The sequence below is a fragment of the Paraburkholderia gardini genome, from assembly GCF_907164545.1.
Lineage (GTDB): Bacteria > Pseudomonadota > Gammaproteobacteria > Burkholderiales > Burkholderiaceae > Paraburkholderia > Paraburkholderia gardini.
Genome location: NZ_CAJQZB010000020.1, coordinates 96844 through 108411 on the forward strand (window position 1 = coordinate 96844; position 11568 = coordinate 108411).

Below are 11568 nucleotides of genomic sequence, written 5' to 3' on the forward strand. Positions count from 1 at the left end.
GAACGTTAATGCGAACCATTCTCAATACATGCGGAGTTTATCATCCTTCGATGTGAAGGACAAATTTCAGCGCGCCTAAAAGCCTTATCCGCGCAGGGCTTTAGAACACCTGGATGAGACGCGCGGGGATGCGCCGGCGAGCGCCGCGGTCGTCGAAGGGATAGATGGTCATGCCGGGTAGTCCGGCTCGCGTGCTGTGCGGCATGAAGCCCCATAGCCGCGGCGGACCCGGCAGGCACCGGCGGCGTACTTCAGTACTTCAGTCGGTGCCCGTCAGATGATCGCCGACGTTCGCGCCGAACACACGCTGACGCAGGAGCGCGAGCTGGTCGCGCGCCTGGGCGGCCTTTTCGAATTCGAGATTCTTCGCGTGCTCCATCATCTGCTTCTCGATTCGCCGGATTTCCTTCGACAGCTGCTTCTCGGACATGTCCTCGAACTTCGCGCGCGCCTGCTCTTCCTTCAGTTCGGCGCGCGCTTCGTCGACGTTGTAGACGCCGTCGATGATGTCCTTGATCCGCTTCACGACGCCGCGCGGCACGATGCCCATCTTCTCGTTGAAGGCGATCTGCTTCGCGCGCCGCCGCTCCGTTTCGCCGATCGCACGCTTCATCGAATCGGTGACGCGGTCCGCGTACAGGATCGCCTTGCCGTTCACGTTACGCGCGGCCCGGCCGATCGTCTGGATCAGCGAGCGCTCGGCGCGCAGGAAGCCTTCCTTGTCGGCATCCAGAATCGCCACGAGCGACACTTCCGGAATGTCCAGCCCCTCGCGCAGCAGGTTGATCCCGACCAGCACGTCGAACGTGCCCAGCCGCAGATCGCGGATGATTTCGACGCGCTCGACCGTATCGATATCGCTATGCAGATAGCGCACCTTCACGCCGTGGTCCGCCAGGAATTCGGTGAGCTGCTCTGCCATGCGCTTGGTCAGCACCGTGACGAGCACACGGTCGCCCGCCTTCACGCGCTCGTTGATCTCGCCGAGCACGTCGTCGACCTGGCTGGTGGCGGGCCGCACCTCGATCGCCGGATCGACGAGGCCCGTCGGGCGTACCAGCTGCTCGGCGACCTGCCCTGCCGTCCTGTTCTCGTAATCGGCCGGCGTCGCCGACACGAACACGACCTGACGCATCTTGCGTTCGAACTCGTTGAATTTGAGCGGCCGGTTGTCCAGCGCCGAAGGCAGCCGGAAACCGTAGTCGACGAGATTCTCCTTGCGCGCGCGGTCGCCGTTGTACATGCCGTTCAACTGGCCGATCAGCACATGCGATTCGTCGAGCAGCATCAGCGCATCGGGCGGCAGGTAGTCGACGAGTGTCGGCGGCGGCTCGCCGGGCGCCGCGCCCGAAAAGTGCCGCGAGTAGTTCTCGATGCCCTTGCAGAAACCGAGCTCCTGCAGCATTTCCAGGTCGAAACGCGTGCGCTGTTCGAGCCGCTGCGCCTCGACGAGCTTGCCGTCCTTGTAGAAAAACTCGAGCCGGTCGCGCAGTTCGGTCTTGATCGTTTCGACCGCGCGCATCACGGTTTCACGCGGCGTCACGTAATGCGACGACGGATAGACCGTGAAACGCAGGATTTTCTGCTTCACCCGGCCTGTCAACGGATCGAAAAGCTGCAGCGTGTCGACCTCGTCGTCGAAGAGTTCGACGCGCACGGCCATCTCGGCGTGCTCGGCCGGGAAGATATCGATCGTGTCGCCGCGCACGCGGAACGAGCCGCGCTGGAAATCGGCTTCGTTGCGGGTGTACTGCATCGCGATCAGGCGCGCGATGACGTCGCGCTGGCCGAGCTTGTCGCCCGTGCGCAGCGTCAGGATCATCTTGTGATATTCGGACGGATTGCCGATACCGTAGATCGCCGACACCGTCCCGACGATCACCACGTCGCGCCGCTCCATCAGGCTCTTGGTTGCCGACAGACGCATCTGCTCGATGTGCTCGTTGATCGACGAATCTTTCTCGATGAACAGGTCGCGCTGCGGAACGTACGCTTCCGGCTGGTAATAGTCGTAATACGAGACGAAATACTCGACCGCGTTGCGTGGAAAAAACTCGCGAAACTCCGAATAGAGCTGCGCCGCGAGCGTCTTGTTCGGCGCGAAGACAATGGCTGGGCGACCAAGACGCGCGATCATGTTCGCCATCGTGAACGTCTTGCCCGAGCCGGTGACGCCGAGCAGCGTCTGGAACGACAGGCCGTCGTTGACACCTTCGACGAGCGTCTCGATCGCGGTCGGCTGGTCGCCGGCGGGCGGGAATGGCTGGTAAAGCTGGAACGGAGAGCCCTCGAACGTGATGAATTTCGATTCGTCGAGGGTGTTATCGACTTCGCGCAGATGGTGTTCGGACATGGGAGCGGCATCCTCAGCCGGAAGCAAAGGACTATTTTAGCCTCTTGTCGATTCGCGGACCGGGTGTGGGTTTGGAACGGCCGCGGGCTGAGTGGGCGGCGGCGCGGGTTCTGGTTCTCCCTTTCCGGTGCCGCATGGACGCAAAAGGATCGCAACGTGAGCGGTCTGCAAAGGCCATCCTGGCGGTCTTCCCGGTGTGTTCCGGTGATCGCGGCGCAGTCTGCAAACGCACCGCCGACGGCAAAAATGCAGTCAAAACCCGCACTACGGGCCGAAAAGCGGCCTGGGATTCGCTACAATGGCAAGTTGCGCGCCCGCCGCCTCTGTGCCTTTGTCCGCGATGTCTCTCCGACCGGCCAGGCTGGAAGCCCGCCCCTCCTTTCACTACTGCCGAACCATCATGTCTCTTTTTTCTGCTGTCGAACTTGCTCCCCGCGACCCGATTCTGGGCCTGAACGAAGCCTTCAACGCCGACACCCGTACTACCAAGGTGAACCTGGGCGTGGGCGTCTACACGAACGAAGAAGGCAAGATTCCGCTGCTGCGCGCGGTGCGCGACGCAGAAAAAGCGCGTATCGAAGCGGCGTTGCCGCGCGGCTACCTGCCGATCGAGGGCATTGCGGCCTATGACGCAGCCGTGCAAAAGCTGCTGCTCGGCAACGACTCGCCGCTGATCGCCGCGGGCCGCGTCGTGACCGCGCAGGCACTGGGCGGCACGGGCGCACTGAAGATCGGCGCGGACTTCCTGAAGCGCGTGAATCCGAACGCGAAGGTTGCCATCAGCGACCCCAGCTGGGAAAACCATCGCGCGCTGTTCGAAGGCGCAGGTTTCGAAGTGGTCTCGTACCCGTACTACGACGCGGCAACACATGGCGTGAACTTCGAAGGGATGCTGTCGGCGTTGAACAGCTATGCTGCCGGCACGGTTGTGGTGCTGCACGCGTGCTGCCACAACCCGACCGGCGTGGACCTGACGTCCGCGCAGTGGCTGCAGATCGTCGAAGTGGTGAAGGCGCGCAACCTGGTGCCGTTCCTCGACATCGCCTATCAGGGTTTCGGCGACGACATCGAATCCGATGCAGCCGCCGTGCGTCTCTTCGCGCTGTCGGAAATGAACGTGTTCGTGTCGTCGTCGTTCTCGAAGTCGTTCTCGCTGTATGGCGAACGCGTCGGCGCGCTGTCGATCATCACGGCAAGCAAGGAAGAAGCCACCCGCGTGCTGTCGCAACTGAAGCGCGTGATCCGCACGAACTACTCGAACCCGCCGACGCACGGCGGTTCCGTCGTCGCGGCCGTGCTCGGCTCGCCGGAATTGCGCGCAACGTGGGAAGCTGAACTCGGCGAAATGCGCGACCGTATTCGCGCGATGCGTAACGGCCTCGTGGAGCGTCTGCAGGCGGTGGGCGTCGCACGCGATTTCAGCTTCGTGAACGCGCAACGCGGCATGTTCTCGTATTCGGGTCTGACGGCACCGCAAGTGGACCGTCTGCGCGAAGAATTCGGCATCTACGCCGTGAGCACCGGCCGCATCTGTGTCGCCGCGCTGAACACGCGCAATCTCGACGTCGTCGCGAACGCGGTTGCGCACGTGCTGAAGTAAGAGCGTCAGCCGATGCTGGCAGGCGGTATGGCAATGTGCAGACCGCTTCCGATGCTTTGATCAGTCTTGCTGATGTTTAAAAAAACGGTGCGCCATGAATTCATGGCGCACCGTTTTTTATGGCGTCGCCGTTACGTGCTTCGCCGCGCGAAGGCCATCCGTCGACAATGCGCCGCGGGCAAGTTCATTGCGCGTCGCGATGAATATCGTGCGTGATGAACCCCGCATCGTTATCGGGCATCGCGAGCCAGCCGGGTTGCGCGAGCGACCGGCGAATATCGGCGAGGCCGCTTTCCCAGTGCTCTCGCATCGTCGACAGGCCGAACTGATAGTCCTTGTAGTGGCCTTCGTATTCCTTGTGCCGGTAGATCAGATGAACCACGTTGTAGCGCTTCGAGCACGACAGCTCTTCGGCAAGCTGGCACCAGGCGTCCTCCCGATGCTCGGGTGCGACGCGATCCAGCACTTCACGCAACACGTGACGAAACCGCTGCGAACGCTGAAGCATGTCGGTGACGAGACGCGTGCGGCTGGAATACTGGATGTCCTTCATGCGGCCCTGGACATCGGTAATGTTGTCGGGCACCGGCCCGCGCGCACTCCATAAATCGACCTGAAACGCGAGCGTGTCCTGGCGAGGCGTGGTCTGCACAACCTCGTGAAGCGGCGTGTTCGACATCAACCCGCCGTCCCAGTAATACTCACCATCGATCTCGACCGCGGCAAAACCCGGCGGCAACGCACCCGACGCAATGAAATGCTCGGGACGCAGTTTCGTATGCGTGTTGTCGAAGTACGCAAAATTGCCGGTACCAACGTTCACCGCGCCCACCGACACGCGCATCTCGCGCGCATTGATCCGGTCGAAATCGCAGAGCCGCTCGAGCGTCGCCTTCAGCGGCGTGGTGTCGTAGTAGCTCGCCTGCTGCGGCGCGCCTGAGATAGTGGGCATGGGCGGCGGAAAGCGTGGCACGAAAAAGCCTTTCTGCCCTTCCACCAGCGCACCGACTGCCTGCATGGCCGTGAACGCCTTGCGCACCGCATCCGTGGAGTTGAAGAACGCGTGCTCGACAAAGGCAGGTAGCGACGGCCCGAACGCCGGCCGGCAGATCGTCTCCCAGAACTCCAGAAGACGCGCCACGCGATTCTCCGGCGCGTTGCCGGCGATGATCGCGGTGTTCAGTGCGCCGATCGAAATGCCGGCCACCCAGTTCGGATGAATGCCGGCTTCGTCGAGCCCCTGATACACGCCAGCCTGATAGGCACCGAGGGCCCCGCCGCCCTGCAGCATCAAGGCAACCGTTTCGTACTGCGATAGCGAGATGCGCCGGCCGACGCGGGCGTCGGCGGCTGAACCCGCCTGGCCGCCGCCGACATCTTCCGCGGCGCCCGCGCGAGCCTGCTTCACATTGCGTTGCGCCATGCGAGGCTCCTTATTGCATGTACCAGCCGTGACTGACGATGAACGACTGGCCTGTCAGGGCGGCCGTCGGGAACGACGACAGGAACAGCACCGTTTGCGCGACATCTTCGACCGTGGTGAACACGCCATCGACCGTGCCGCCAAGCATCACGCGCTTGATCACGTCTTCTTCGCTGATGCCGAGTTCCTTTGCCTGCTCCGGAATCTGCCGGTCGACGAGCGGCGTGCGCACGAAGCCCGGACACACGACGTGCGAACGGACGTTGTGCTTCGCGCCTTCCTTGGCGAGCACGCGCGAGAGGCCGAGCAACGCATGCTTTGCCGCGACATACGCCGACTTCAGCGGCGAAGCTTCGTGCGAGTGCACCGAGCCCATGTAGATCACGATGCCGCCGCGGTCGTCCTTGTACATGTGCTTGAGCGCCGCCTTCGTGGTCAGGAACGCACCGTCGACGTGAATGGCCTGCATCTTCTTCCAGTCGGAGAACGAATAGTTCTCGATCGGATTGACGATCTGGATGCCGGCGTTCGAGACAAGAATATCGACCGAGCCCAGTTCAGCCGCGACCCTGTCGATACCCTGATTGACCGCGTCTTCGTTCGTGACGTCCATGGCCACACCGATCGCCTTGCCACCTGCCTTGTTGATTTCTTCGGCAACCGCGTCTGCGCCGGTCTGATTCAGGTCCGCAATGGCGATTGCCGCGCCAGCGGCCGACAACGTCAGGGCAATCTGCTTTCCGATGCCGCTCGCCGCGCCCGTGATGACCGCGACTTTCCCATTCAGAACCGTATTCGATGACGACATCCAGAACCTCCATGCAGTAGATGAGCAATGACACCATAGCGCGCAGGCGGCGGAAAGCTGGCCGAAAGGCATATACCGTTCGGCCGGATGCTGCACTGCGGCCAACTCCGCTATTGTGCATGAAGCACCCGGTTTCACGCACAAATGCAGATCGGTTTAAGCTGTGCAATTCTGGCGTCGCCCGGTTTCAGCGCGGGCCCGGCTTCTGTTGAACCACTCACGAAGGAGAAATGCATGAACTATCGACGACTCGGACGTTCCGGGCTGCAGGTCAGCGAACTGTCTATCGGCTCGTGGGTGACGTACGGCAATCAGGTCGATCACCGGGCCGCGCGGGAATCGCTGGCAGCCGCGCGGGACGCCGGGGTCAATTTTTTCGACAACGCCGAGGTGTATGCGGCCGGCCAGTCGGAAGAAATCATGGGGCAGGCGCTGAAAGAACTGGCGTGGCCGCGTGTGAGCTACGTGGTGTCGACGAAGTTCTTCTGGGGCCTGCAGGAAGCGCCGAATCAGTACCACACGCTCAATCGCAAATACCTGCTGAACGCCATCGACGCATCGCTGCAGCGGTTGCAGCTCGACTATGTCGATCTGGTGTTCTGCCATCGTCCGGATCCGAACACGCCGGTCGAGGAAACTGTCTGGGCGATGAGCGACATGATCACGCGCGGCAAGGCACTGTACTGGGGCACCTCCGAATGGAGCGCCGACGAGATTCGCGCGGCCTGGGAAATTGCGGAGCGGCACCATCTTCACAAACCTGTCATGGAACAGCCGCAATACAACCTGTTTCATCGCAAGCGTGTCGAGCAGGAATACGCGCGCCTGTACGAAGACATCGGTCTTGGCCTCACGACGTGGAGTCCGCTTGCTTCGGGCCTTCTGACCGGCAAGTATCGTTCCGGTGTGCCGTCGGACAGCCGGGCACAATTGCAGGGTTATGACTGGCTGCGCAAGCAGGTTACGGACGCGGGCAAGAACGGCATCGTCGGCAAGCTTGGTGGGGTCGCGGACGAACTCGGCTGCACGGTCGGCCAGCTTGCTATCGCGTGGATTCTCACTAATCCGAATGTGAGTACGGTGATCACCGGCGCATCGCGTGTCGAGCAGATTGCCGAGAACATGAAGGCGCGGGACGTTGTCGAAAAGATCACGCCTGAGGTGAAACAGAAGATCGAGGAGATTGTCGGCGACGCCGCTGAGTGAATGCATGATTGACGCGCGTCGGGTCGAAGCGCCGCGTGTGAAGATGTAGATGGCCGCAAGGCCGGAGGCAGCGCGGCGTCGCGTACAATACGCGGCTCGCGCATGCGCCATCAGTGACATTTGCGGCATCGGCGCCGCGTCAGGGCCGCTTATCCAGTTCGGCACATTCCGCGTTCGCTATTCGGGCATTCGCGCAGGCTGCGCCCAAGTCATCGTCGGCTCGCGCATTCTTTCCAGCACCCTTTCCAGTCCGGCTTCGCCATGCTCAGTTACCGTCACGCCTTTCACGCAGGCAATCACGCCGATGTCCTGAAACACGCCATCGTTATTCAGTTGCTGCGCTATCTTGCCCAGAAGGACAAAGCCTATTGGTATATCGATACGCATGCCGGCGCGGGGGTCTATTCGTTAAAGGAAGGCTACGCGACCAAAACGGGGGAATTCGAGAGCGGCATTGGCAAGCTGTGGGCGCGCAACGACCTGCCCCCGATGCTGGCGGACTATGTCGACGAAGTCTCGGCGTTGAACGCCGACGGCGAGTTGCGCTATTACCCCGGTTCGCCCTATCTCGCCTGGCGGCTGATGCGTGAGCAGGACCGCATGCGCCTCTTCGAACTGCACACCACCGAGATCGACGTGCTGCGTCATAACTTTCGCGACGCCGGCCGGCGCGCGATGCTGTATGCCGGCGATGGTTTCGATGGCATCAAGGCATTGCTGCCTCCGCCGCCGCGCCGCGCGCTCGTGCTGATCGATCCGTCCTATGAGGACAAACGCGACTACACGCGCACGCTCAAATGCGTCGAGGAAAGCCTGACCCGGTTTGCGACCGGCACGTATGCCGTCTGGTATCCGCAGGTCACTCGTCTGGAATCACAGCGTTTTCCCGACCAGTTGAAGCGTCTGCAAGACAAAAACTGGCTTCACGTCTCACTGACGGTCAGCAATCCGCCTGTGGATGGTTTTGGACTCTTCGGAAGCGGGATGTTCATCCTGAATCCGCCTTACACACTGCCGGCGATGTTGAAGCAGGCCCTACCGTGGCTCGTCGATGCGCTCGGGCAGGACAAGGCGGCGCAGTTCGCAATCGAATATCGCGGCGATTGAGCCTCTAGCCGGGTACAAGGCCAGGGCGCACATGAGGCGAAGGCTTGAAGCCGCGAGCGCGCCCCACCACGTATCCGAACTACGAGCAGACCTGCTCCGTCCGGAAGCGAAGCGTGCGGCCCTATTGTGGCAGCACCGGATGCGGTTGTGGCATCGGGCGGGGCTGCGGACGGGGTTGTGGATGCGGATGGGCTGAACCGCCGCCGGTCTGCACATCGACATAAGGCGCGACGATGATCGGCATCGATGAATTCCTCGAGAGTTCGGCGGGTGTGGCCATCGGCTGCGCCTGCACGATCGGCGCGTGCGATAGTGGCGCGGTTTGCAGGACGGTCCCGCTATGGCCGTCGCTGATGCCGCGTTGAGTATCCAGAACGAGCGGTTGACCGCCCGAAGCGGCGAAGGCCGCCGATGTCACCAGCGACACGGCAACACCCAGGAACACGAAACGAATCGATTGGCGCAGGAGCATGGTCGGTTCTGACTGGTTTTAGTTAGTGTCGGGATGCCCACGGACCCGTCGGCACGCGGCAGAAAAACGCCTTACCTTACCGTGAGCGCATCGTTCCGGCTAGTCGATCGTGACGACGGCGTACGCCTGCCCTGCTCCAGATGCGACAAAGCCCCGACGATACAGGGCTTTTTTCGTACTACATCAGCCGCACGGAGCGGCTGCAACAGGCCAGACGCTTACAACGAGTAGCCGTTGGTTTCGAGCGAACGGATACGTTGCTCGAGCTGAACGATATCCGACGACGAAGCCAGGAAGGCTTCACGACGGTCGCGTTCCGCAGTTTCGAACCAGTTGCTTAGCGTTTCGACGATGTATGCAAACATGATGTTTCTCCAAGGATCAGATTGAGTCCCTGGTGAAAGTTAACATCAGGGATTTCCCTTAAAAGGGTTAACCCGCATTATAGCCTTCTGGTGCAACCTTGCTAGTGAAATGGTCGAATACTGTGCATTCCGTTTTGGAATGGTGCACGCTTTTTCGATGATAATGAGAGGATTACCATCGCGCAGCCAGATATCTCCGCCATTTATGCACCGACATTGTGCAAACTTCGAAAGTTGATAGCAACAGACCGTCAAACGGTTGTCGCAACCTTATTGCCCGGCATGACAATGCGCCGCTGATGTCGGCTCGGGGTCGGCCAGACGTTCGATGATCGGGCAATCCGGGCGGTCGTCTCCGTGGCAGTGCGCGGCCAGATGCGCCAACGTATTGCGCATGTCGGTCAACTCTTCGATGCGCCGGTCGAGATCCGCGACGTGTTCGAGCGCGATCGACTTCACTTCGGCGCTCGCGCGCGAGCGGTCGTGCCACAGCGCCAGTAACCGGCGGATGTCCTCCACCAGAAATCCCAGCCGCCGTGCCTGGCGGATAAACCGCAGCGAATGCACTTCCCCCTCGCCGTACACGCGGTAACCAGCGGTCGTGCGTGCTTTTGCGCTCAGCAAACCCACGCTCTCGTAATAACGGATCATCTTCGCCGTGACGCCAGACGCCTTCGACGCTTCACCGATATTCATATGCACCTCCGAAAATCTGATTCGATGCTACACCTTCCTACCGTGGGAAGCTCTACCATCGAATACATGCTCACACGGCAGGCATAATTCAGATCGTTCAATTGCCGCATCGCCAAAAGGAAACAGATTCATGTTGGAATTCAAGGTAGAAGGCATGAGCTGCCAGCATTGCGTTGCAGCCGTCACCCAGGCAATCCGCGAGCAGGACGCGTCGGCGCAGGTCAAGGTCGATCTGGCAGCCGGACAGGTATTGGTCGAGTCGAAGCAGCCGGCGGATGTGCTGCGGGCCGCGATCGACGAAGCCGGTTATACGGTCGTCGGCGCGCCGGTCAGCGGCGCCTGAGAGGCAACGCATGTTCAAGGTTGCCGTTGTCGGCGCATCCGGGTTGCTCGGCCGGGCGATTGCCGGAGAACTCGGTCAGCAGGCCAGCTGGCAGGTCGTTCCGACGGCCTTCCGGCGCGCGGACTCGCACATGACCGTGCTCGACGCCCGCGATCCGCAGGCCGTCGACGCGTTCATCGCGCGCGAAAAACCCGATGCGCTGGTCATCGCGGCCGCTGAGCGGCGGCCGGATATCTGCGAAAACGATCCTGCGCTCGCCCGCGCGCTGAATGTCGACGCGGTGCGCGCGCTCGCCTCGGCTGCCAGCCGGCATCGCACCTGGGTGCTTTCGATCTCCACCGATTACGTGTTCAACGGTAGCCGGCCGCCCTACCGGCACGACGATCCACCCACGCCGCTCAACGCCTACGGGCGCAGCAAGCTGGACGGTGAGCGGGCGCTGCTCGAGACGGCGGAGCGCGGTTGCGTGTTGCGTCTGCCGTTGCTGTACGGGCCAATCGTCGACTGGCAGGAATCGGCGGTGACGAGCCTTGTGCCTGCCATCGCCGCGTCGGTGCGAGGCGCGGCTGGTGCAACGCCCGCGATCATGGATGCCTGGGCAATCCGCTATCCGACGTTCACGCCCGATGTCGCGGTTGTCATCCGGCAGATGCTGGAATGCCACATGCATGGCGAGACAGTGAACGGCATCGTCCAGTGGTCCGGCGATGAGCCGATGACGAAGTACGACATCGCGCGCCATCTGGCCGGCGCGTTGCGGCTCGACGCGCAATTCAAGCCCCAACATACGCCGACCGACGCGACGCCGCGCCCGCATAACTGCCATCTGGACGCCGGCCGGCTCGAAGCGCTGGGCATCGGTCGCCGGACGCCGTTCGACGAAGCCATTCTTCAGGTGCTGACGATGTTCCCCTGGGTGGGTTGAGGCACCCACAACCGCATGACGCCTGGCGCGTAACGACCGGTGGTGTAGCGGAGCGCCCCGTCAGTGAAAATTCCCGCTCACGGAAAGCAGATTGCCCAGCAGATGAGACATGTCCAGCAGCGTGTGCGCCACCAGATGGTGCGTCTGTCGCGGCGTTATCTGGGGCGGGAGGGTGAACTGAGAGAGGATGGCCCGCCCTGACGGGGCGGGGATTGCGGGCGGGTAAAAGCCATCGGGATCAGCCCTCGAGACAGGCGAATGGCGGTGTAA

Annotated in this window: 11 protein-coding genes and 1 pseudogene; 5 read left to right on the top strand and 7 right to left on the bottom strand. The window is 61.9% G+C overall.

Features of this window, described 5'->3' with window-relative positions; all coding sequences use genetic code 11:
• Positions 1-259 precede the first annotated feature (259 nt).
• Complete coding sequence (gene uvrB, locus LPA37_RS15605; RefSeq protein WP_228979230.1) at positions 260-2353, bottom strand: excinuclease ABC subunit UvrB; 2094 nt, start codon at positions 2351-2353, stop codon at positions 260-262.
• A gap of 400 nt (positions 2354-2753) precedes the next feature.
• Between uvrB and LPA37_RS15610 the strand changes: the two genes are divergently transcribed.
• Entirely contained in the window at positions 2754-3953 is a 1200-nt protein-coding gene (locus LPA37_RS15610) for an amino acid aminotransferase (RefSeq protein WP_228979233.1), read from the top strand.
• Between the two features lie 184 nt (positions 3954-4137).
• On the opposite strand, the gene LPA37_RS15615 is transcribed toward LPA37_RS15610, so the two are convergent.
• Both LPA37_RS15615 and LPA37_RS15620 read right to left on the bottom strand, forming a co-directional pair.
• Positions 4138-5376 (bottom strand): DUF3734 domain-containing protein, encoded by a 1239-nt coding sequence (locus LPA37_RS15615; RefSeq protein WP_228979235.1) that lies wholly within the window; start codon positions 5374-5376, stop codon positions 4138-4140.
• A 10-nt stretch (positions 5377-5386) separates the two neighbouring features.
• The gene (locus LPA37_RS15620; RefSeq protein WP_228979237.1) at positions 5387-6184 is read right to left on the bottom strand and encodes a 3-hydroxybutyrate dehydrogenase; all 798 of its coding nucleotides are present in this window, start codon (positions 6182-6184) and stop codon (positions 5387-5389) included.
• A gap of 234 nt (positions 6185-6418) precedes the next feature.
• On the opposite strand from LPA37_RS15620, the gene LPA37_RS15625 reads away from it, so the two are divergent.
• Together LPA37_RS15625 and LPA37_RS15630 are read left to right on the top strand one after the other, a co-directional pair.
• The gene (locus tag LPA37_RS15625; RefSeq protein WP_228979238.1) at positions 6419-7390 is read left to right on the top strand and encodes a potassium channel beta subunit family protein; all 972 of its coding nucleotides are present in this window, start codon (positions 6419-6421) and stop codon (positions 7388-7390) included.
• 261 nt (positions 7391-7651) lie between these two features.
• On the top strand, positions 7652-8497 hold the full coding sequence (locus LPA37_RS15630; RefSeq protein WP_229013025.1) for a 23S rRNA (adenine(2030)-N(6))-methyltransferase RlmJ: 846 nt from the start codon (positions 7652-7654) through the stop codon (positions 8495-8497).
• A gap of 121 nt (positions 8498-8618) precedes the next feature.
• Here LPA37_RS15630 and LPA37_RS15635 read toward each other — a convergent pair whose 3' ends face one another.
• The 3 genes from LPA37_RS15635 to cueR all read right to left on the bottom strand — a co-directional run bounded on the left by LPA37_RS15635 (position 8619) and on the right by cueR (position 10030).
• The gene (locus tag LPA37_RS15635; RefSeq protein ID WP_229013026.1) at positions 8619-8969 is read right to left on the bottom strand and encodes a hypothetical protein; all 351 of its coding nucleotides are present in this window, start codon (positions 8967-8969) and stop codon (positions 8619-8621) included.
• Between the two features lie 218 nt (positions 8970-9187).
• Complete coding sequence (locus LPA37_RS15640) at positions 9188-9334, bottom strand: DUF3563 family protein (RefSeq protein ID WP_090538338.1); 147 nt, start codon at positions 9332-9334, stop codon at positions 9188-9190.
• A gap of 270 nt (positions 9335-9604) precedes the next feature.
• The gene (cueR, locus tag LPA37_RS15645) at positions 9605-10030 is read right to left on the bottom strand and encodes a Cu(I)-responsive transcriptional regulator (protein WP_228979244.1); all 426 of its coding nucleotides are present in this window, start codon (positions 10028-10030) and stop codon (positions 9605-9607) included.
• Positions 10031-10160: 130 nt separating this feature from the next.
• On the opposite strand from cueR, the gene LPA37_RS15650 reads away from it, so the two are divergent.
• Both LPA37_RS15650 and LPA37_RS15655 read left to right on the top strand, forming a co-directional pair.
• On the top strand, positions 10161-10373 hold the full coding sequence (locus LPA37_RS15650) for a heavy-metal-associated domain-containing protein (protein WP_228979246.1): 213 nt from the start codon (positions 10161-10163) through the stop codon (positions 10371-10373).
• A gap of 10 nt (positions 10374-10383) precedes the next feature.
• Entirely contained in the window at positions 10384-11298 is a 915-nt protein-coding gene (locus LPA37_RS15655) for a dTDP-4-dehydrorhamnose reductase family protein (RefSeq protein WP_228979248.1), read from the top strand.
• A 60-nt stretch (positions 11299-11358) separates the two neighbouring features.
• On the opposite strand, the pseudogene LPA37_RS15660 reads toward LPA37_RS15655, so the two are convergent.
• Positions 11359-11568 (bottom strand): annotated as a pseudogene (locus LPA37_RS15660) (hypothetical protein); the annotation flags it as partial.

Excerpts from the sequence above, each read along its gene's own strand:
- LPA37_RS15625 (WP_228979238.1), top strand. The coding sequence starts at position 6,419 with ATGAACTATCGACGACTCGGACGTTCCGGGCTGCAGGTCAGCGAACTG.
- LPA37_RS15655 (WP_228979248.1), top strand. The coding sequence starts at position 10,384 with ATGTTCAAGGTTGCCGTTGTCGGCGCATCCGGGTTGCTCGGCCGGGCG.
- LPA37_RS15630 (WP_229013025.1), top strand. The coding sequence starts at position 7,652 with ATGCTCAGTTACCGTCACGCCTTTCACGCAGGCAATCACGCCGATGTC.
- LPA37_RS15635 (WP_229013026.1), bottom strand. The coding sequence starts at position 8,969 with ATGCTCCTGCGCCAATCGATTCGTTTCGTGTTCCTGGGTGTTGCCGTG.
- cueR (WP_228979244.1), bottom strand. The coding sequence starts at position 10,030 with ATGAATATCGGTGAAGCGTCGAAGGCGTCTGGCGTCACGGCGAAGATG.
- LPA37_RS15615 (WP_228979235.1), bottom strand. The coding sequence starts at position 5,376 with ATGGCGCAACGCAATGTGAAGCAGGCTCGCGCGGGCGCCGCGGAAGAT.
- LPA37_RS15610 (WP_228979233.1), top strand. The coding sequence starts at position 2,754 with ATGTCTCTTTTTTCTGCTGTCGAACTTGCTCCCCGCGACCCGATTCTG.
- uvrB (WP_228979230.1), bottom strand. The coding sequence starts at position 2,353 with ATGTCCGAACACCATCTGCGCGAAGTCGATAACACCCTCGACGAATCG.
- LPA37_RS15640 (WP_090538338.1), bottom strand. The coding sequence starts at position 9,334 with ATGTTTGCATACATCGTCGAAACGCTAAGCAACTGGTTCGAAACTGCG.
- LPA37_RS15620 (WP_228979237.1), bottom strand. The coding sequence starts at position 6,184 with ATGTCGTCATCGAATACGGTTCTGAATGGGAAAGTCGCGGTCATCACG.
- LPA37_RS15650 (WP_228979246.1), top strand. The coding sequence starts at position 10,161 with ATGTTGGAATTCAAGGTAGAAGGCATGAGCTGCCAGCATTGCGTTGCA.